The 20,684-nt window shown below is 63.3% G+C and carries 20 protein-coding genes and 1 riboswitch; of the genes, 3 read left to right on the forward strand and 17 right to left on the reverse strand.

The features are described from left to right. Window positions 1-2 precede the first annotated feature (2 nt). Complete coding sequence (locus tag JHL16_RS16065; RefSeq protein WP_200185899.1) at window positions 3-1,130, forward strand: ABC transporter permease; 1,128 nt, start codon at window positions 3-5, stop codon at window positions 1,128-1,130. 308 nt (window positions 1,131-1,438) lie between these two features. Here the strand turns inward: JHL16_RS16065 and JHL16_RS16070 are convergent, their stop codons facing one another. Genes JHL16_RS16070 through JHL16_RS16080 form a run of 3 tightly spaced genes read right to left on the reverse strand, consistent with a single transcriptional unit; the run spans window position 1,439 to window position 3,606 of the window. Continuing rightward, window positions 1,439-1,591: a DUF3309 domain-containing protein gene (locus JHL16_RS16070; protein ID WP_200185900.1), complete on the reverse strand. Its 153-nt coding sequence runs from the start codon at window positions 1,589-1,591 to the stop codon at window positions 1,439-1,441. Window positions 1,592-1,651: 60 nt separating this feature from the next. Continuing rightward, window positions 1,652-2,701 (reverse strand): Gfo/Idh/MocA family protein, encoded by a 1,050-nt coding sequence (locus JHL16_RS16075; protein WP_200185901.1) that lies wholly within the window; start codon window positions 2,699-2,701, stop codon window positions 1,652-1,654. Between the two features lie 14 nt (window positions 2,702-2,715). Continuing rightward, window positions 2,716-3,606 carry a beta-keto acid cleavage family enzyme gene (locus tag JHL16_RS16080; protein ID WP_200185902.1) on the reverse strand — a complete coding sequence of 297 codons (891 nt, stop codon included), beginning with the start codon at window positions 3,604-3,606 and terminating at the stop codon, window positions 2,716-2,718. Between the two features lie 144 nt (window positions 3,607-3,750). On the opposite strand from JHL16_RS16080, the gene JHL16_RS16085 reads away from it, so the two are divergent. Further along, window positions 3,751-4,488: a GntR family transcriptional regulator gene (locus JHL16_RS16085; protein WP_200185903.1), complete on the forward strand. Its 738-nt coding sequence runs from the start codon at window positions 3,751-3,753 to the stop codon at window positions 4,486-4,488. A gap of 5 nt (window positions 4,489-4,493) precedes the next feature. Here the strand turns inward: JHL16_RS16085 and JHL16_RS16090 are convergent, their stop codons facing one another. The 13 genes from JHL16_RS16090 to JHL16_RS16150 form a co-directional block, all read right to left on the reverse strand. Then, entirely contained in the window at window positions 4,494-5,312 is an 819-nt protein-coding gene (locus tag JHL16_RS16090) for an ABC transporter permease (protein WP_246770949.1), read from the reverse strand. Beyond that, window positions 5,309-6,625 (reverse strand): ABC transporter permease, encoded by a 1,317-nt coding sequence (locus JHL16_RS16095; RefSeq protein WP_200185904.1) that lies wholly within the window; start codon window positions 6,623-6,625, stop codon window positions 5,309-5,311. Before JHL16_RS16095 ends, JHL16_RS16090 begins: the two co-directional genes overlap by 4 nt. After that, window positions 6,625-7,665, reverse strand: a complete 1,041-nt coding sequence (locus JHL16_RS16100; protein WP_200185905.1) for an ABC transporter substrate-binding protein — start codon at window positions 7,663-7,665, stop codon at window positions 6,625-6,627. The genes JHL16_RS16095 and JHL16_RS16100 overlap by 1 nt, the downstream gene beginning before the upstream one ends. Window positions 7,666-7,746: 81 nt before the next feature. Continuing rightward, a complete protein-coding gene (locus JHL16_RS16105; protein ID WP_200185906.1) occupies window positions 7,747-8,829 on the reverse strand; it encodes an ABC transporter ATP-binding protein in 1,083 nt (360 codons plus the stop codon). After that, the gene (locus tag JHL16_RS16110; protein WP_200185907.1) at window positions 8,826-9,596 is read right to left on the reverse strand and encodes an SDR family oxidoreductase; all 771 of its coding nucleotides are present in this window, start codon (window positions 9,594-9,596) and stop codon (window positions 8,826-8,828) included. The genes JHL16_RS16105 and JHL16_RS16110 overlap by 4 nt, the downstream gene beginning before the upstream one ends. A gap of 140 nt (window positions 9,597-9,736) precedes the next feature. Beyond that, entirely contained in the window at window positions 9,737-10,408 is a 672-nt protein-coding gene (locus JHL16_RS16115) for a M24 family metallopeptidase (RefSeq protein ID WP_200185908.1), read from the reverse strand. Between the two features lie 26 nt (window positions 10,409-10,434). After that, the gene (locus JHL16_RS16120; protein ID WP_200185909.1) at window positions 10,435-11,172 is read right to left on the reverse strand and encodes a BtpA/SgcQ family protein; all 738 of its coding nucleotides are present in this window, start codon (window positions 11,170-11,172) and stop codon (window positions 10,435-10,437) included. Window positions 11,173-11,195: 23 nt separating this feature from the next. Next, complete coding sequence (locus JHL16_RS16125; protein ID WP_200185910.1) at window positions 11,196-11,999, reverse strand: energy-coupling factor ABC transporter ATP-binding protein; 804 nt, start codon at window positions 11,997-11,999, stop codon at window positions 11,196-11,198. 5 nt (window positions 12,000-12,004) lie between these two features. Continuing rightward, complete coding sequence (locus JHL16_RS16130; RefSeq protein ID WP_200185911.1) at window positions 12,005-12,853, reverse strand: energy-coupling factor ABC transporter ATP-binding protein; 849 nt, start codon at window positions 12,851-12,853, stop codon at window positions 12,005-12,007. Further along, window positions 12,844-13,584: an energy-coupling factor transporter transmembrane component T gene (locus tag JHL16_RS16135; RefSeq protein ID WP_200185912.1), complete on the reverse strand. Its 741-nt coding sequence runs from the start codon at window positions 13,582-13,584 to the stop codon at window positions 12,844-12,846. Before JHL16_RS16135 ends, JHL16_RS16130 begins: the two co-directional genes overlap by 10 nt. An 87-nt stretch (window positions 13,585-13,671) precedes the next feature. Continuing rightward, complete coding sequence (locus JHL16_RS16140; RefSeq protein WP_200185913.1) at window positions 13,672-14,283, reverse strand: ECF transporter S component; 612 nt, start codon at window positions 14,281-14,283, stop codon at window positions 13,672-13,674. Between the two features lie 37 nt (window positions 14,284-14,320). After that, window positions 14,321-15,256 (reverse strand): carbohydrate kinase family protein, encoded by a 936-nt coding sequence (locus JHL16_RS16145; protein WP_200185914.1) that lies wholly within the window; start codon window positions 15,254-15,256, stop codon window positions 14,321-14,323. Next, on the reverse strand, window positions 15,253-16,257 hold the full coding sequence (locus JHL16_RS16150; RefSeq protein ID WP_200185915.1) for a substrate-binding domain-containing protein: 1,005 nt from the start codon (window positions 16,255-16,257) through the stop codon (window positions 15,253-15,255). The genes JHL16_RS16145 and JHL16_RS16150 overlap by 4 nt, the downstream gene beginning before the upstream one ends. 189 nt (window positions 16,258-16,446) lie before the next feature. Further along, a riboswitch (cobalamin riboswitch) is annotated at window positions 16,447-16,627 on the forward strand. 104 nt (window positions 16,628-16,731) lie between these two features. Between JHL16_RS16150 and JHL16_RS16155 the strand changes: the two genes are divergently transcribed. Then, entirely contained in the window at window positions 16,732-17,961 is a 1,230-nt protein-coding gene (locus tag JHL16_RS16155) for an aromatic ring-hydroxylating oxygenase subunit alpha (RefSeq protein ID WP_200185916.1), read from the forward strand. 210 nt (window positions 17,962-18,171) lie between these two features. On the opposite strand, the gene metE is transcribed toward JHL16_RS16155, so the two are convergent. After that, complete coding sequence (gene metE, locus JHL16_RS16160; protein WP_200185917.1) at window positions 18,172-20,493, reverse strand: 5-methyltetrahydropteroyltriglutamate--homocysteine S-methyltransferase; 2,322 nt, start codon at window positions 20,491-20,493, stop codon at window positions 18,172-18,174. Between the last annotated feature and the right edge of the window lie 191 nt (window positions 20,494-20,684).

The raw sequence follows: 20,684 nt of genomic DNA on the forward strand, positions 1-20,684 counted from the left end.
AGATGTCACTCATCCTCTTCGAGATGCTGGAAGTCGCGCTACGGCCCGCGCTGCTGGTCCTGCTTTTTCTCGGCCTCGCTCTCACGGTTGATGGTGTCGCCAGCCTGGATGTGGGCGAAGGCCGGATCAAGGTGATGCTCTATAGCCGTGACGACACATCCGAGAAATGTCAGACCTTTCTCGTCGAGGCGCATGAGCTCCTGCGCGAGACGGTGGATCTCGATATTTCGAGACGGCCCTGGACTCAGTCGGAACTCGTGGTCCAGATGATACAGGATGAGGCCGATCTGGGCATCCTCTGCGGTGACGATGGCTGGCGGATATCGGTCATCGGCCGTTCCGATCTTGAGCACCAACGCCTGGTTCGCGCCGCGCAGCTTGCCGCCATTACCCTGAGCCGGCACGAGCCCTGGTTCATCAAGGTCTATCGTGAGCTGTTCAGGGGCGACAAGGACGTGGCCCAGCTGCCCACGGACTGGCCCACGGCGGTGAACATCTCCAACCCGGCGACCAGCCCCGGGAGCCATGCGCGGATCTTCCTGCCGAAGATCATCGCGATGCTCTGCCATTTCGTCGCCTTCGGCTTCGCTTGCCGCAGTGTCGCCAGGGACATCGCCGGAAATACGCTGTCGACGATCGTCGCCGCTTCGCACGGCCACTGGTGGCCCACCATCCTGGCGCGCGCAACGGTGGCGAGCCTGCTGGCGCTTTCCGTATTGTGTTTCCTGCTCGCGATATCGGCCAATCGCCACGGATTCACGATAACGGCGCCGGATCTCACGACCATTGCGATACAGGCTCTGTCCCTGACCGCGGGCGCCCTTCTCGGTCTCACGGCCTCGCTGGCTCTGCGCAGCGAAATACGGATCATAATGATGGCGCTCGTCTATTTCGTCGTCTCGTTCCTGTTTTCCGGTCTGATCTCGGCATTCGATCCGGAACGGTTCTTCTTCTACTCTCTGTCGAAGGCGCTCCCCGCCGGCTATGCCATGGATTCACTCACCAATTTCATGTTCCATGGCATGTCCTCGGTAAGCGACGCCGGCGGGCTGCAGAATCTGGCGGCCGCCAATATCGCGATCGTGACCCTGCTGCTGATCGTCGCCTCCAGGCTGCGCCGCACTTTCTAGGGCATGATGGCGCCAAGAAGCGTCGGGAACAAACGTCGCCGCTCACGATTATCATAGTGCCAACTGGCGTAAGGCCCGCCAGGTGCTCATTTTCAATCCCTCTCGACAACCCTGGCGGGCCGACCCGGCTTGTTACCCCTTGGTCCAACTTGCTCACAAGTCAGTTTCGGAACACCTTGAAGGCGCTCCCTGCCCTCAGGGGCGTTCGGCAAAAAGCCGAAGCAGCGGCTCGTTACGGTGATATGCCCTCACGCAACGAGCCGCTCTTCTTTTGAGGCAGGTCCTGACTGAAATTTGCCGACGGCGGGCTAGGCCCGTCCGGTGAGCACCAGAATAAGCAGAATGATGAAGATGATCCCCACGCCGCCACTCGGAAAATAGCCCCAGTTGCGGCTATACCCCCAATTCGGCAACGCGCCGATGAGCAGCAGAATCAAAATAACCAGAAGAATGGTGGTCATCCAAGCCTCGCATGATTGTTTATCCGCGAGACAACGTCGTTCGATGGATGGGAGTTCCTCCTAAGTGTAAACGGCGAGCAGCGCTTTCAGCGCGTTGAGTCCATCGACGCCGCCGACCGGAGGCGCTTCGTTCCGCCGGATCGCCCAGATGCAGGCTTCGAGCTGCGTGGCGAAGTGGCCGAAGGCCGGACGCCCGTGCAGCGGCACCTGCCGCAGGCCTGCTTCATTCCGGATGAACAGCGCATTGGCATAATGGAAGATCCGCAGCGCGCCCTCAGTGCCGTGGACCGAGATCGAGCCGGGCTCCTCCTCCCACCGCCCGGTTTCGGCGATGCTGCCGTCGGCGAGCCAGCCTTGCCCGCCATTGAAGATGCCCTCACCGGGCAGGCCCGCGCTGAAGGTCGCGGCGTTGTAGAGCAGATGCCCCGAGGCGCCGCCCGGAAACGCCATCGTCATGAACTCGCTCACAGGGGCCGCGCCGGCGATCTGGCCCCGGCCCAGCACCTTGTCGGGCGGAGCACCTGCGAACCACGAAAAAACATCGATCAAGTGAATGCCGTGGTCGACGAGGCCCATGCCGGCGCCGCCCGGACCGCCCGGTGGATAATGCACCGGCCCCAGCTCGCGATAGGCCGCGTGCCCCGTGCCGCCGACAAGCTGTTCCTTCATCAGCACGATCCTGCCGATCGCCCCTTCGGCGATGAGCTCCCGCGCTTTGACGATGGCCGGCAGGAAACGATAGCAGGACCCATAGAAGAGCTTCACACCGGCACGCTCACAGGCGACGACCATTGCCTCGCCGTCGGCGAGCGTCACCGCCAGCGGCTTCTCGCAGAAGACGTGCAAGCCCGCCTCAGCGACGGCCTCGACGATCACCCGATGGGTGGAGGCGGGCGTCAGGACAAGGACCAGATCGACCCCACCATCGGCGAGGAGGCGGTGATAATCCGTATAAGCGCGCGCGCCGAATTCCCGCGCGGTGGTTTCGGCAACAGCCTGCGCGATATCGCAGACCGAGACGATCTCCACCTCATCGAGTGAGCGAAAGGCGGCGAGATGGGCCGACGCCACGCCGCCCAGGCCAATGAGGCCGATACGAAACTTGGTCATGCGCCTCTCCCGTCTCAGCGCTTGCGCAGGCCGAGAATGGCGCGCGCCTCGTCCGGCGTCGCCACCTCGTAGCCCATGCGCTCGATAATTTCGCGGGCGCAGGCGACGAGCGTGCCGTTGGTGGCCCACACACCCTTCTTCAGATAGAGATTGTCCTCGAGCCCGACGCGCACATTGCCGCCGAGCAGGACGGCCTGCGCCGCCATCGGCATCTGCATGCGGGCGATCCCGAAGGCCGCCCAGTTGGCGCCCGCGGGCAACAGGTTGCGCATATAGATCAGGGTTTCAGGCGTCGCCGGCAGGCCCCATCTGGTGCCCATGACGATCTGGTACATCGGCGGAGCGTCAAAAAAGCCGTCGGCGAGCATCTGATTGGCGAGCAGGATGTCGCCCGGCGCGAAGACCTCGATCTCGGGCTTGACGCCGAGCTCCTGGAAACGCTTCGCCATCTTGCGCAAGGTCGCCTGCGAATTGAGATAGATATATTCGCTGTCACCATCCATCTGGTTCTGCGTCGTGACATCGATCGAGCACATTTCGGGAAGCGCCATCTCGATGTGGCGCACACGCTCCGCGGCCGGCGCCACGTCGGAGCCGGGACCCGCCCGGCTTTCATCGGCAGGATCCGGCCGATAGACCCCGCCGCCGCCGCAGGTGATGTTCATCACCGCCTTGACGCCATTGTCGCGCACGCGCGTCGCCATTTCGAGAAACAGGTCCGGATCGCGGCTGCCCTCACCGGTCTTGGGGTTGCGCACATGCAGATGCACGGCCGAGGCGCCCGCCTGCTCCGCCTCGAGCGCGGAATCGGCGATCTGCTGCGGCGTGATCGGAAAATTCGGATGGGCTCGGTTGTATTTGTTCTCGCCGACGACGGCGCAGGTGAGAATGACCTTTCGGCTCATTTGGCGGTCCTTTCGCGGAGGTTTTTTGGAAGTCGCGTGGGGGTGATTGTTATTTTTGCGATCTCAGAAATGTTGCATGGGGTTGCGCGCCGTGTCAATCTGCGAAATAGGCAAATGGCGGAAAACCAAAGGCAAATGAGCGGCATGCGCAAAACGAGCAAGAAGAAGACCGGCCGTTCGGCGGCCGGCCGGCGCAAGGCGAATGCACCGACCCTTCCGCGCCTCGTGCCGATCGAAGGCATCTCCGTCGAACGCCAGGCCTATCAGGTGCTGCGCCTCGCTTTGATGAGCGGCGCCATACAGCCGGGCGCCGGGCTGACGTCCCGCTCATTGTCGGAAGCCCTGGGGGTGAGCCCGACGCCGGTGCGCGAGGCGCTCAAGCGCCTCGATGCCGACGGTGCCGTCGTCAGCCGCAACAAGAGCGCCTTCTTCGTCTATGATCCCGACAAGGTCGACTTCGCCGAGCTGCTCGAAATCCGCCTCAATCTCGAAGGCATGGCGATCAGGCTCGCGGCCATGAAGGCGCGGAAAGCCGATCTCGTCCTCCTCAGCAAGATCAACAACGAATATCAGCAGATTCTTTCGGGCTCCGATCCCTCGAGCTCCTATTCGCTGCAGGTGAATTTCCGTTTTCATTTCGAGCTCTACAAGCTCTCCGGTTCGCGGACCCTGGTCGAAATGATCGAGACGCTGTGGCTCAGGATCGGCCCGACGCTGCAGCGCCATATGCCGCCGCATGGCGACATGAGCATCTCGACCTTCCATAACCGCATGCTGCAGGCGGTCGCCAGCAACGATCCCGAAGCGGCCGAGGCGGCACTGCGCGACGACCTCACCAGCGCCGCAAGGGACCTCATCCCGCAATTGCGCGCCCGCGCCTGACCGTCTCACGGACTCTCTCCGCGCAGCCTCTCGGCACGGGCCTTGAGCAACAGGCTCGCCAGAAGCAAGGCGCTCGCCAGCACGATGATCAAGGTGGCCGCCACCGCCACCACCGGCGTGATGCTTTCGCGCAGGCCCGAGAAAAGCTGGCGCGGCAAGGTCCGCTGCTCGGGACTGCCGAGAAACAGCGACAGCACGCATTCATCGAAGGACATCGCGAAGGCGAGCAGCGCGCCGGTCGCGACACCGGGCGCGATGAGCGGCAGCATCACGTCGAAGAAGGCGCGGACCGGCGAGGCGCCGAGACTCGCCGCGGCGCGCGTCAGATTGGGATTGTAGGTCTGCAGCGTCGCCGCCACGGTCAGCACGACGAGCGGCAACGCGATCGCCGTGTGTCCCATCACCAGGCTCCACATGCTGTTGGCGAAGCCGAGACGCGCATAGAAGAAGAACAAGGCGATCGCCACGACGACGACCGGTATGATCAGAGGCGAGACCAGCACGACCAGAATGACCATGCCGAGCCGGCTGCGCGACTGCCAGAACCCGATCGCCGCCAGGGTGCCCAGGACCGTGGCGAGCACCATGGTCGAGGTTGCGACGACGATGCTGCTCCACAGGGAGGAGATCCAGGCCCGGTCGCTGAAGAACGCCTCATACCAGCGCAGCGACAGGCCCGGCATCGGATAGATGAAGAACTCACCGGCGCTCAGCGACAAGGGGATGACGAACAGGATCGGCAACAGCAGGAAACCCAGCATGCCGAGCAGGATCGTATTGAGGAAGGCGCTTCCTGCGCGTTGCGGCAAGGACGTGGTGCTCATGGCTTGATCCTCGCAATGCCGAAGCCCTTCGCAACGCCGGCGAACATCGCGATGGTGATGACGAAAAGCCATACGCCGAGCGCTGAGGCCAGCCCCCAATTGACGCTCATATTGGTGAAGAAGGCGACGAAATAGCTGATCATCTGATGCTCCGGGCCACCCAGAAGCTCCGGCGTGATGAAGAAGCCGAGCGAGGTCGTGGCGACGAGCACGACGCCGGCGCCGATCCCCGGATAGGTCAGCGGCAGATAGACCGACCAGAAGGCGCGGAATGGCGCGGCGCCGAGCGACTGCGCCGCTCTCATGTAAGACGGCGGAATGCCGCGCATGACGGCGAGAATGGGCAGGATCATCAAAGGCAGCAGCAGATGCACCATGGCGAGAATGACCGCGAACCAGGTGCGGATGAACTGCACCGGCTCATCGACGATGCCGGCGCCCATCAGAGCCGAATTGAGCACGCCGTTTTTCTGCAGGATGATGATCCAGGCGAGCGTGCGCACCAGAAGCGAGGTCCACAGCGAGATCAGAATCACCAGCAAGGCAATACGGCCGAGCCCGGTGCGCAAACGCAGAAGGGCATAGGCGGTGGCATAGCCCAGCACCAGGCAGATCAGCGTGACGCTGAGGCTCGCGATGAAGGTACGCGCGAAGACCCGCTGATAGATGGCGCGCTCGGGCGGCGCCGAGGCGATGGCGCCTGCAGTATCCTTCTTGAGATCGATGGCCGCGAGCATGAAGAAGGATGTCCAGCGCCCCGATTCCTGGCGCAGGGTCTGCCAGATCGACGGCTCGGCCCAGCGCGCATCGATCGCGGTCAGCCGCTCGGCGGCGGTTCCCGATCCGCCGGCGCGCAGGCCGTTCGCCGTCTTCTGGATGAGCGAGCGGTAGCCGGGCTCCTGGTAATTGAGTCGCCGCGCCAGCACGGCGAGCCCCGGCGTGCCGGCGATGCCGGAGAGCTCGTCTACGAGAATCCGCTGAATGTCTTCGGGTGGCAGGCCATCGCCGTCCCAGCCGGCCATCGCCTGGCTGGTGCGTGGCAGATGGTCGGTGAGATCGGCATTATCGGCCGCCCGGCTCATGAAGAAGACGAGCGGCGCGATGAGCGCCACGATGAGAAACAGCAGCGCCGGCAAAGTGAGCGCCAGCGCCTTCGCCTCGCGCAGCCTGTCGATCCGCCGCAAGCGCCGGCGCAGATCGTCATTGGCTGCGAACGCACCGGTGACACCCTGATGGGACGGCTGCCGCGCGGAGGTCGCGGCAGTCGTCTCTTGTCCGGGTGGCGTCGCGGCCTGCGCGAGGCCCGCCGCCATTACTGGCTGGCCCAGGCGTTGAAGCGCTCGGTGAGCGTGTCGAGATTGTCGCGCCAGACCGCCAGATCGGCGGTCAGGCCGTAGGGCACGCGTTCCGCCGTATTCGGCATATAGGCCAGATATTCGGCTTCGAGAAGCGGAAAGGCCTTCTTGTTGGCCGAGGCATAGTCGATATGGCGCATGAATTCCGCCTGCGGCTCAGGCGTCGTCGCCCAGGCGATGAAATCCATCGCCGCCTTGGCCTTGGGCGTGCCCTTGAGGATCACCCAGCGGTTGTTGCCGATGAGATAGCCGGCCGACCAGACGAATTCGAGCTTCTGGCCTTGCGTCTTGTTGGCGCCGGCAACGCGGCCATTATAAGCGACCGCCATGTCGAACTCGCCCGACATGAAACCCTGCACCAGCTCGGTTCCCGACGACCACCAGACGATGTTGCCTTTCAGCTTGTCGAGCGTCGCGAAAGCGAGATCCTGGCCTTCCTTGGTCGCCAATGTCTTGTAGACGTCTGCTTTCGGCACGCCGGCGCCGAGAAGTGCGACCTCCAGCGTGATGGTCGCCGACTTGCGCAAGCCGCGCTTGCCCGGAAACTTCTGCACATCGAAGAAATCGGCCCAGTTTTGCGGACCGTTCTCCATCTTGGCTTTGTTGTAGGTCAGCCCGGTGCCGGAGGTCAGCGATACGACGCTGCATTCGTCATGGCTGTCGGGCAGGAGATCGGCGACCGGAACGCGCGACAGATCGAGCTTCTCGTAAAGCCCCTCCTCGCAGCCGGCCACGGCTTCGGCATCTTCCATTTCCGCGATGTCCCACTGATAGGACTGCGCCTGGACCTGGGCGCGCGCCTTGGCGATCTCGCCGTTGAAGGTGTCGTCGATGATCTTGGTGCCCGTCGCCTTCTCATAGGGATTCCAATAGGCGGCGCGGTTGGCGTCGGTGACGACGCCGCCCCAGCTAGCGATGCGCAGCTCCTCAGCTATGGCCAATGTCGAACAGGCGATCAATGCTGCCGCCGCGAGCGGCAGGATTTTCAGTCCTGGCATGAACGTTCTCCTCATCTCGGGCTTGCTTGTTGGATCACCGCCGTGGCCCGGTCACGCGCGGACGATTCGAAATTTCGAAAATCAGCTATCGGCCATGGCGCGCACCGCCTCCGGCGCGATGGAAAACCGCAATCGCGTCCCCGCCGCCGCTTGGGCCGGCATGTCGGCGGACGAGACTTTGATCTGCAGATTGTCGATGCCGAATGCGCGGCAGCGCATGCGCAATTGATCGCCCGTATAGATGGCCTCGATGACCTCGGCCTCGGCGGTCGCCGCCTGCCCGTTGATGCATGGGCGGATGGCTTCCGGCCGGATCGCCACGACCGCTTTGTCGCCGGATGTGAGGCCCGAAGCGGCTTTTCCGGCCAGGAGATCGCCGGAAGGCAGCCGCAGCTGGCAGTCCTGCCCGTCCGACCGGACCACCATGCAGCGGATGAGATTGTTGTCGCCGAGAAAATTCGCGACGAAAGGCGTGTCGGGACGCTCATAGAGATCCCTCGGCGTGCCGAGCTGCTCGATCCGCCCCCGATGGAAGAGCGCGATGCGGTCGGAGAGCGTCAGCGCCTCCGCCTGATCATGCGTGACATAAACGATGGTGAGGCCGAGCTCGCGATGCAGCTGCTTGATCTCGATCTGCAATTGCTCGCGCAGCTGGCGGTCGAGCGCGCCCAGGGGCTCGTCCATGAGAACCAGGCGCGGCGCGAAGATGAGGGCGCGTGCCACCGCCACGCGCTGGCGCTGGCCGCCCGAAAGTGCTGCGGGCAGTCTCTGGCCGAAGCCCGACATGTTGATCATGGCGAGCGCCTTGTCGACGCGGGCGCGGATCTCCTCGCGCGCAAGCCCGCGCAGACGCAGCGGATAGGCGAGATTGTCGGCGACGCTCATATGCGGGAACAAGGCATAGTCCTGGAACACCATGCCGATGTCGCGTCGATGCGCCGGCACATGCGCGAGTGAGCGTCCCGCGAGCGTGATCTCCCCCGCGGTCGGCGTCTCGAAGCCGGCGAGCATCATCAAGGTCGTGGTTTTGCCCGAGCCCGACGGGCCGAGAAGGCTTAGAAACTCGCCCTCGCCGACGGTCAGATCGAGGTCGTCAACCACGGCGGTCCTGCCATCATAGGTCTTGCTGACCCGGGTGAAGGAGACCGCCGCCGCGCCGCTCATCGCTCATACTCCGCATTGCCGCATACGCCGATATGCTGGCCCGACACGTGCCGGGCCTGATGCGAGCAGAGGAAGATCATCATGTCGGCGATCTCTTCCGGCTCGATGCGGGTGCGCATCGAGATGAATTCGGTGTTCTCGGCGATCATCTGTTCGAGATCAACCCCGAGCTCCGCCGCCTTGCGCTCGATCACCGCATTGCCGCGGGCATTGTTGATCCAGCCGGGCAAGATGGAATTGACCCTTATGTTGAAGGGGCCGAGCTCGCGGGCCAATGTTTCGGTCATGCCGAGCACGCCGACCTTGGAGACGGCGTAAGGCAGCCGCATAGGCAGGCCGGTGCGCGCACTGGTCGAGGAGACATTGAGGATGGATCCGCCGCCCGTCTGCTTGAGGCGTGGTATCGCCTGCCGGACGCAATAGAAGAAGCCGGAGAGATTGACGCCGATGGTGCGGTCCCACTCCTCGGGCGAGACATCCTCCGCGGCCGCGGTCGGCCCGGCGATGCCGACATTGTTGATGAGCGCATCGAGCCCGCCCAGCCGCGTGTCGGCTTCGGCGAAGAGCCGCGCCACCTGATCGGCATTGCCGCAATCACATCGGCTTGCCGAGATTCCGTCATCGCCGTCGCTCACCGCCTCGATGGCCGCTTCGTCGATGTCGGCGACGTGAACGCGCGCACCCGCCGCATGAAAACGCTGCGCGATGGTGATTCCCGCTCCCCCCGCCGCGCCGGTGATGATGACGCGTAGTCCCTGAAGGTTCAAAGCCGCCTCCTTATTTCTGGGATCGCAGATTAGGAGGCAAATTCGACGACTGTCAATAGGGATCAATCACCGCACAGATATTGCGCGGCGGCCAAAATTATTGAGATGGCAAAATATGCGCTAGGCGGCGGCCTCGGCGGTCACCGGACGATCGTGCACTTGCCCGGGCCGAACCACACGACGTCTTCCTTCTTCACGCCATAGAGATGATTGCCGATGAAGGGCTCGATCGCCCAGGCGCCGGTCATCGGGGTTTCGTTCCAGGCATCGATATAACCGGCGTCATAGGAGGAATTGGCGTCGAGCGAGTGGCCGATATTCGACAGGCGGTCGAGCAGCAGGAACGGTGTCTTCTTCACCTCCGCATCGAAAATGGCGAAGAGTTCGCAGGCGCGCATGCCGGGCCGGACCGAAGCGAGGAGCGTCGCATGGATCGCGTCGATCGTCTCCAGCGCCTTGCGCTGCGCGACATTGTCGCCGCGCTGGAAGCTGCGCGTGCAGTCGCCCCACCAGCCGTCCGGCGTGATCGGATGGATGTCCACCATGCCGAGATCGAGATTCCACAATTGCCGCGCGGTCGGCTTGTCGGTCGGAAAGCAGCTCAGCGTGCCGATGCCGAAGCCGATCGTGGTCGGCGTCCACAGGCCGGTGCCACCGAAGTCGCGCACATAACGGTCGGCACGGTCGCGTACCTCGATCTCCGTCTCGCCCGGCTTCGCATCGGCGCAAATCGCTTCCGCCAGCCGGATCGCCAGGCGCTGGGCCTCGACCAGGCCGGCCGGCACCGTGTCGGTGATGTTCTCGTGAGCCATATTCATTCCCTCAGTTCTTACGGTGCTCAGCCCAGGGCCCGGATGGCCCGGACGAAATCGAGCGTGTGCTGCTTGTCGACATTGCCGGTATCGACATGGGTATCCTTCAGATAGCTGCCGACGATGACCGCATTGGCCTTGGCGAGATCGCGCTCAGCACTATCGGGTGTGACGCCAGCGCCGATCACGATCGGAAAGCCGGGCCCGACAATGGCACGGAATTCAGCTGTCTTGTCGACTGGCGTCTGCAGACCGGTCCCCTCGCCAGTGACGACGACGGCATCGCAGCGCGATATGCCGATGAGCAGGTCCTCGACCAGGGGCCGACCCGACAGATAGGGCTGGTATTTGAAACGCACGCCGCCCAGGACGAAGGCCTTGGAGGCGGCGCGCTGGGCATTCAGCCAGTCACCGAAGGCGCCGTCATCGGCGACGGGGAGATGTCCGCACACTGAATCGAGCTGAACGCAACGTGCCCCGAATTCATTGGCGACCTCGAAGGCGCGTTTGTCGTCCTTCAGGATATTGACGCCGAACACCACCTCAGGCGCCTCATCCTTGAGCCACCGGCAGACGGCGACGACGTCGTCGACCGAGCCGAAATAGTTTTCGACGATCACCGCATCGACGCCGCTCTCCCACAGGATCTGCGTCTCGCGGCGCGCAATGTCGAATTTCTCGGCGGGAGAGTCCCCCTTGAGATGCAGCATGGCGAAGACGGGGATGCGATTATTGAAAGTCGAAAGAAACCTGTTCGCGCTCATAGAACTGCCATGTGTTGTGTCGGTTAACGGTTGTCGGGAATGAGCGCCGCGATCTCGTCGAGGCGGTAGGCCCTGTCGCTCAGGCCCAGATCCCTCACCAATTGCGCGAGCTCGGGCCGTCTTATGCTGGCCTGGCGAAGCAGCTCGTCGCTGGCGAAGAGGCTGGCGCAGTCGCCATCGGCGATGATGTGGCGGTTCGCCATGGCGATCACGCGTGTGAAGGTCTGGGCGACAAAGCGCATGTCGTGGGTGATGGTGACGACCGATACGCCCTCGGATTCGAGCTGGTCGATCAGGCCGACGAGACGGCGCTGGCCCGGCCGGTCGAGCCCGGCGGTCGGTTCATCGAGCACGATATATTTGCACTCGCCGACGAGCACGGCGGCGATCGCCACGAATTTGCGGATGACCAGCGGCAGATCGTTGGGGTTGCTATCGAAATAACGCTCGATGCCGCCGAGCCGCGCGGCGCGCGCCACCCGCTCGTCGCGCTTGGCGTCATCCCATTTGCGATAGCGCGGCATATATTCGAGCTCGTCGCGCACCGTGCTGGCGAAGATCTGGTCGTCCGGATTCTGGAACACATAACCGACCGTCGCGGCGATGCTGGCGGTGGTGCGCTCCGCCGTCGTGACGCCATCGACCGTCACGGTACCGCTGGTCGGCTTGAGCAGACCGTTCATCAGCTTGACGGTCGTCGTCTTGCCGGCGCCGTTCTGGCCGACGATGGCGAGCCGCTCGCCTGGCCTGACGGTGAAGCTGACATCGTCGACAGCGCGCCAGCCACTGGGATAAGCGAAGGAGACATTGGTGAAGGTTATGGCCATGATGCTCACCGCCCCAGCCTGGACGACAAGGCGGCGAAGGCTTCGGCCCGCGTGATCGGCAGCGACGGGAACGCCTTGCCGGCGCCCTGTAGCGCCAGCGCCAGTTCAGTGACCTCCGGCCGCGGCACATCCGCCTCGTCCATGAGCGCCGAAGTGACGATCTCCGCCGTCGGGCCTTCACCGATGACACGGCCGTCCTTCATGACGATGATCCGGTCGGCATGCTGCGCCATCAGGTCGATCTTGTGCTCGACCAGCACGATCGATTTGCCGCGCTTGCGCAAATCGCCGATGATCTCGAACACCGCATCGGACGCCTCCGGATCGAGCTGCGACGTCGGCTCGTCGATGACGATGAAATCGGCATCCATGGCGACGATCGCGGCGAAGGCGACCTTCTGGCGCTGGCCGCCCGACAGCTCATTGGGGTTCTTCTTGATGAGCGCCTCGAGGCCCAGTCTTTCGACCACCTCGAGCACGCGCTCGATCATCTCATCGCGCGGAACGCCGATATTCTCGAGGCCGAAGGCGATCTCCTCGAAAACGGTGTCCTTGATGCCGCTGATCTGGGTGAAGGGATTTTCGAACACACAGCCGATGGCGCGCGAAAGCTCGGCCGGATCCCATTCGAGCAGGTTGCGCCCGCGGATCTCGACCTTGCCCGTCAGGGTTCCCGGATGGAACAGCGGAATGAGCCCGCGCATGAGGCTGCACAAGGTCGTCTTGCCGCTCGCATTGACGCCGATCACGCCATAAAGAAGCCCCTCCTCCAGCGTGAGCGACACATTGCTGAGCGCCGGCGCCTCGGAATAGGCATAGGTGAAGCTCACATCCTGCATCGAGATCAGAGCCATGACAGCGCGGCTCCCACGACGGCCAGCACGAGGCCGGCAAAGGCGACAGTGAGCAGGACATATTCCCAAAGACGCGGCTGCCGGAAGAAGGCGAGACGTGTATGCGCGGTCTTGGAATTGAAGGCGCGGGCATCGAGCGCTACCGCGCGTTCCTCCGTCTGGGTCATGGCGGTGAGGAAGGCCGGCGCAATGATCGGAAAGAACGCCTTGCTGCGGGTGAAGATCGAGCCTTCCGTCTCGATGCCGCGTGACTTCTGCGCGTCCATGACGACGCGCACATTGCGGCCGAGATCGGTGATCGACTGCAGCGAGGACAGGAGCACATAGGTGGCGCGCGGAGTCAGCCCGCGCTCCTCGAGCGCCAGCATCAGATATTTGGCCGGCATCAGCGCCGCAAAGAGCGTGAGCGCGCCGCACAGAACCATGACGACGAGCGCGAAACGGGCGCCACCGATGGCGCCTTCAAGAGTGGGAGTCAGTGGCCCCAGGGTGAACAGCACATGGCTGCCGGGCTCGAAAGCCGCTCTCAGGATGAAAAGAACGAAGCCGACCGCCAGGAACAGCTTGAGATAGCCGGGGATGAACTGGCGGCCGACGCCGGCAAGAAGCGAGATCGCCACGAAAACCGCGCACATGATGAGCGGCGCGGTCAATCCCGTGATCCAGATGGGAATGATCGCAAGGCAGCCGAGGACCAGGAAAGCGATGATCGGGTTGATGTCCCGGATCATGTTTCCCTGGGTGACCGGGCGTCGAAAGCTTTCGACGAAATCCCGGTCTATCCCGGCGCGCCCTTTCGTGGCGTCGTTTTGCATATCTCAGGCCGCCGCGCCGGGGCGCTTGCCGAGATAGATGTAGCCGAGCGGCAGCTTGGCGAAGATGCGCTTCGGCATGCCTTTCAGGATGGCATAGACGACGAGCACCGTCGGTACCTTGTCGAGGATGTCCATCGGCACCTGCGCCAGGAAGTTGGCGGTATTGATGTCGAAGCCGGCCGCCGTGAGAGCACCAACCACCAGCGCGCCGCCGCCGACCGCGAGGCCGCCGAAGATCCAGATGGTAAGGATGGCGCCGAGCACGCCGCCGATGAGCGCGAAGGGAATGGCGCTGAGCAGCGTCTTGGTGAGGCTCAGGAACACGCCCTTTTTGGCGAGCCAGCCGGCGAGCAGGCCGAACATGATGCTGAGGATGCCGAAGGCCATGGTCGGCGGCGAGGTGATCGAATTGAGCACATTCGAGATCGCACCGACGATGGCACCAGGAATGCCGCCGCAGGTCGCGCCGACCAGGATGGTCCCGATGCTGTCGAGATAGACCGGCAGCTTCAAGAGCAGGGCGAACTGGCCACCCACGAAATTGATGGCGATGCCGATCGGTATCATGAAGATCGTCAGACGCCCATAGCCCTGTATGGCATTATCGATAGACATTAGTCACTCCTCCCAATTGTTGCTTGGTGTTGATGGTTCATACGAGCACCGCGCGTTCCTGCATGAAGGCCCGCACGGCTTTGTCGGTCGTCATCCCGCCCCGGGCGCCGACCTTGCCGACCGACAAGGCCGCTGCCGCATTGGCGAATTCGGCGGCGGCGGCGAGGTCGCCGGATTGCGAATAGGCGTAGAGAAATGAGCTCGAGAAGGTGTCGCCGGCGCCGGTGACATCGACGACCTCGACCTTGTAGCCTGGGATGCTCTTGACGCCCTTGGCCGTGTGGAGGTCGCAGCCTTCACTGTCCTTGGTGACGACGATGGCCGTGGCGCCCGCCGCGAGAAGCTGCTGAATATCGTTGCCGACGGACGTGAAGCGCTTCTTGCCCCGCGAATTCATGAACAGGATGTCGCAATATTCGATGAGGCCGGAAGGATGGTTCTCGAGATTGTAGACATCGAGATCCATCACGATCTTGACGCCGCGCCGGCGCAAGGCTTGCAGCACCTGCGGCGCGGTGAGCTCGCCCATGCGGAACGGCCGCGCGTCGGTCAGCGAGGTGAACAGGAATTCGGCGCCCGCAATATGCTCGAACATCTGGGGCGTGATTTCCGAATGCGTGATGCCGAGCTTCGGGATGATGACGATATGCTGATCGCCGGAGATCAGGATGATGCACTTCGAATCAGGCACCGCCTCGTCGAAGATGACATAGTCGGTATTGAGGCCGGCCTCGCGCAATTGCCGGAGCAGCTTCTGGGTCAAGGGCCCGGAATTCAGCTGCGAGATGAAGGTGGTCGCCATCCCGTAATGAGCGAAGATCGAAGCGGCATTGGCGATCATGCCGCCATATTGCGGCGGCAGCGTCTTGACGATGAGCTTGTCGCCGGCCGACGGGAAGAACGGCGCGGCATAATATTCATCTTCCGCCACATCGCCGAAGAACACCGAATATTTCTGCTGAGGCTTCGTCATATGCGCCGGGGACCTGTGGATTCGCGGATGATCAGCTCGATGGGCAGCACGACCTGCTCGCCAGTGAGCGGCTTCACGCCTTCGAGGGAATCGATGAGTGTCGTCGTCGCCGCCACGCCGAGGCCCAGAACATTCTGGCGCACGGTGGTGAGCGGCGGATAGCAATAGGAGCCGGCTGAGACGTCGTCGAAGCCGACGACCGAGACTTGGCCCGGCACGTCGATGCCCTCTTTCCGCAGCTGGTTGATGGCGCCGATCGCCATGAAGTCGTTGAGCGCGAAGATGGCGGTGACCTCGCCGGAGCGCAGGGCCTCGATGTGCGGCAGCACCGCCTTGCGGCCGCCCTGCTCGGTCAGGTCCGATTTGACGATCGCGAATTCACCGCCGCCTTGCCGCCATACGTCGCCGAAGCCTTCGATGCGGCGGATGCTGGTGGCGTTATTGCCCGGCATGACGAGCAGCAGCGCCTTGCGATGGCCGAGATCGAGCAGATGCCGGGCGACGAGCCGCGCGCCCTTGTCGTTGTCGGAGACGACGGAGGGAAAATCGGTGCCGACGATCTCTTCGTCGACGAAAACCAGGGGCATGTCGCCCAGTACGCGATGAAGCTCGCTGTTGGTGGGGGGCGAACCGGCCGAATAGACGATGCCGTCCACCGCGCGCGACCTGATCATCTCGAGATATTGCATCTCCTTCTCGAGATCGAAGCCGGTGGTGCACAGGATGACATTGTAGCCGCGCCCGATCGCGGTGGCCTCGACGCCCTTGGCGAGCTCGGCGAAATAGCTGTTGCCGATATCCGGCACCGCCACCGCCAGGATCCGCGTGGTGCCGCGCGCCAGATTCTGCGCCGTGCGGCTCGGCTGGTAGCCGAGACGATCCATTGCTTCCCGCACGCGGGAAACGATATGCGGGCTGACCTTCCGTTTCCCGCTCAAAGCATGGGAAACGGTTGTCGGGCTTACCCCTGCCGCTTGAGCTACGTCCGCAATTGAAACCACGGAAATTTTCTCAACTTTAAGTCACCAAAACGCTTTGCCAAAGCGCTTTGCAATCTAGGCTCAACTTTCAGGTGAACACAAGCGTAAATTTTTACCTGTTGATTTCTTGGGGGGATTCAGGCGCGGAGCTTTGTCGCGCACCCCGTAGCCCATGTCGTTTCCTAGCGGATATCCCGCCGGCCTTTGTGGTCTTATGGCCTTGCTTAAGGTGCCCGTCCTCGGATGGGATAATTGGGAAGCCGGTGCGATGCCGGCGCTACCCCCGTAACGGTAAGAGACCTCTGAGCCGCTCCGAATGCCACTGGGCTGATGCCTGGGAAGGTGGAGCGGCGTCTCAAGCCCGGAAACCAGCCTCGAGCATGCCGATGGACCGCGGTGGGCGGTCGAGTGGCGATTGGCCGAGGCCTGGCGCCGCGACGGCCGATCCCCCTCCCCGTCCCCGCATGAGCGAACTTGCGAGGACGACACGCGATCATGACCGCCGTTACACTTCTGCACCAGGACCATTTGGGCGACCACATCGATCGGCTCGTCGCGTCGCGCGAACCGGGTCACGGCCTGCCGCGCGCCTTCTATGCCGATCCGGAAATCTTCGAGCGCGACATGGAGCGTGTCCTGCGCCGGCATTGGCATTGCATCGGCCATGTCAGCATCCTGCCCGATATCGGCGACTTCGAGCTGTTCAGCTTCGAACGTGAAGCGATCATCCTGTCGCGCGCCCAGGATGGCGAGATCCATGCCTTCCTGAATGTCTGTCGCCACCGTGGCGCCGAAGTCTGCATTAGGCCTAAGGGCAATACCCGCTTCTTCATGTGCCCCTATCATGCCTGGACCTATGCCAATGATGGGCGCCTCAAGGCGGCGCGCCTGATGCCCAAGGGGTTCGACCGCGAAAAATACGGGCTGCACAAGCTCCATGTGCGCGTCGCCGAAGGCCTCATCTTCATTTCCTTCGCCACGGCGCCGCTCGACTTCACCCTCATCGAGCAGTCGCTGCGCGCGAGCTGCGGCCAATATGGCTGGGGTGACGCGCGGGTGGCGCATCGCCAGACCTATGCGATCGCCGCCAACTGGAAGCTCGCGATCGAGAACTATGTCGAATGTTATCATTGCGGGCCGGCGCATCCCGAATATTCCAAGACCCATGCGCTCGAGCAGCCGGCCGAGCGCATCGCCGAAATGAACAGCCGCATGGAGGAACGCACTTGCGCGCTGGGCGTCAACATCATCTCCGGCAATCACTGGCAGACTTCGCGCGCCGGCAAGGAGGCGATCGACGTCTTCCGCTATGCGCTCTACGAAGGTGCGGCGAGCGGCAGCGAGGACGGCTCACCCGTGGCGCCTTTGATGGGCAAGTTCCAGAACTATGATGGCGGCGTCACGTCGATCCATGTCGGCGGCACCAGCTTCCTCGTCTGTTATCCCGATCACGGCATGATCTACCGCTTCATCCCGAAGACGGTCGACAGCTGCGAGATGGAGCTGATCTGGCTGGTGCACGGCGATGCCGTCGAAGGCAAGGACTATGATCTCGAGAAACTCACCTGGCTGTGGAAGGTGACGACGGCGGAAGACAAGAAGATCATCGAGCACACCGCCCGCGGCGTGCGCTCACATTACTTTGTGCCCGGTCCGATTGCGCCGATGGAGTATAACGAGCTGCGTTATATCGATTGGTATCTGGACGAAATCAGCCGTCCGTGAGGTGAAAATATGCTGGTTGATCCCCTCTCCCCCTGCGGGGGAGAGGGCTAGGTGAGGGGGAACCGGCAGAGAAAATCGGATGCGATGGCAGGATGATTTCCGTCCGTTCCCCTCACCCTCCCGATGCTTCGCATCGGGTCCCTCCCTCTCCCCCGTAGGGGCGAGGGTAAGATAAAGAGGGCCGGCGCGATGAACGCCGGCCCTCTTGCATCACGTGCGGTGCGACGCCCGGAGACGGCCGGCGGCGGCGACCATATTGACCAGCGCCGGTTTCACCTCTTCCCAGCGGCGTGTCTTGAGACCGCAATCGGGATTGACCCAGACCTGGTCGGGGGCGAGATGCGCCGTCGCCTTGTCGAGGAGATCCGCCATTTCCGCGGCATCCGGCACGCGCGGCGAGTGGATGTCATAGACGCCCGGGCCGATCTCGTTCGGATAACGATATGACACGAAGGCATCGAGCAGTTCCATCTTCGAGCGCGACGTCTCGATCGAGATGACGTCGGCATCCATGGCGCCGATCGCGGCGATGATGTCGTTGAACTCCGAATAGCACATATGGGTATGGATCTGCGTCTCATCCGCCACACCGGCGGCGGCGAGACGGAAACATTCCACCGCCCAGTTGAGATAGGCCGTCCACTCGGCGCGCCGCAGCGGCAGGCCTTCGCGAATCGCCGGCTCGTCGATCTGGATAATGCCGATGCCGGCTTTTTCGAGATCGACCACTTCGTCGCGGATGGCGAGCGCGATCTGCCGGCACACATCGGCGCGCGCCAGATCGTCGCGCACGAAGGACCATTGCAGGATGGTCACCGGACCGGTGAGCATGCCTTTCATCGGCCGCTCGGTGAGCGACTGCGCATAGGACGACCATTGGACCGTCATCGGCTTCGGCCGCGACACGTCACCGAAGATGACCGGCGGGCGCACATAACGCGAGCCGTAGCTCTGCACCCAGCCATGTTTGGTGAAGACGTAGCCGGATAGCTGCTCGCCGAAATACTGCACCATGTCGTTGCGCTCGAACTCGCCATGGACGAGCACATCGATGCCGATCTCCTCCTGCCAGCGCACCGCCTTCTCGGTCTCGCGGCGCAGGAACGCGTCATACTCCGCTTGCGTAAGCACGCCCTTGCTGAAATCGGAGCGCGCCTTGCGCACGTCCGACGTCTGCGGGAAGGAGCCGATAGTCGTCGTCGGGAAGGCCGGCAGGCCGAGCCGCTTGTCCTGCGCCACGCGCCGCGTCGCGAAGGGGCTGCGGCGCAACGTCATCTCATGCCTTACACCGCGCGTCCTGAGCTGCACAGCTTTGTCATGGATCTTGGCCGACTCGCGGCGGTCCTGCGCGGCTTCGTCGGAGCGCGCCAGCTCGGCGGCGATCGCCACCGCGCCGTCTTTGAGGCCACGCGCCAGCAGCGCCACTTCCTCGATCTTCTGGGTGGCGAAAGCGAGCCAACTCCGGATTTCGGGATCGAGATCGGTCTCGAGCGCCAGATCGACCGGCACATGCAGCAGCGACGAGGACGGCGCGATCACGATGCCGCCGGCATGGTCGGCGAAGCGGTCGAGGCTTCTGAGTGTCGCCGAAAGATCATTGCGCCAGATATTCCGGCCATTCACGACGCCGAGCGACAGCGTGAGATCGGATCGGGCCTTGCCGAGCACGATATCCGCCTGCTCGGGCGCGGCGCAGAGATCGACATGGAGACCTGCGACCGGCAGCTTGGACGCAAGATCGGCATTGTCGCCCAAAGCGCCGAAATAGGTGGTGAGCAAAAGCTTGAGGCCCGGCACCTCGCGCGCCAGCGTCTCATAGACGGTCTTGAAGGCGGCCTTGGCGGCAGGCGACAGATCGAGCACCAGCGCCGGCTCGTCGATCTGCACCCAGGAGGCGCCGGCGCCCGCGAGCTTGCGCAGGATCTCCACATAGACGGGGAGAAGTCCCGGCAGCAGCGACAAAGGCTCGGCGCGACCATCCTTGACCTTGGCGAGGAGCAGATAGGTCACCGGCCCGATGAGGACCGGTCGCGTTTCGACGCTGAGCGCCTTGGCTTCCAGGAAGTCGTCGAGAGGCTTGGTGGTCGTGAGTTCGAAGGCCTGATCGCTCGCCAGCTCCGGCACCATATAGTGGTAGTTCGTGTCGAACCATTTGGTCATCTCGAGCGCCGGCACGCCGGTCGTCTCATGCTGATGACCATGCGCGCAGGTCCGGGCCTCGCCGCTGCCGCGCGCCATGGCGAAATAGAGATCCAGCGGCACGCCGGAACCCGGGCGCTCATAGATCGTCGGAATGGCGCCCACCAGCGCGCTCATATCGAGCATCTGGTCATAGAGCGAGAAGTCGTTGCTCGGTATGTGATCAAGGCCGCTCTTCTGCTGCAGCAGCCAGTTCTCCTTGCGAAGATTCGCGGCCGTGGCGAGCAGCGCCGCGGCCGGGCTCTTGCCGGCCCAGTAGCTTTCGAGCGCGGCCTTTAGCTCGCGCCGGCGGCCGATACGCGGGAAGCCGAGATTGGCGGTTGTGATGGACATGAATTCTCCTGTTCCGGAAAGCGCAAGGCTCCAGATTTTTTCATTGGTGATGAAGGTGAAGCGCGAAGGCGCGTCAGGGCGGACCGCGATTGCGGTCGCATCGATCGCGGATGCTGGAGCTCGTCTCGAAGATCATGGCGCACCTCGCTGATAAGCGGCGGCCAATGGAAGAAGCATGCGAGGCGAGCCCG

The organism is Taklimakanibacter albus (assembly GCF_016595235.1).
Lineage (GTDB): Bacteria > Pseudomonadota > Alphaproteobacteria > Rhizobiales > Aestuariivirgaceae > Taklimakanibacter > Taklimakanibacter albus.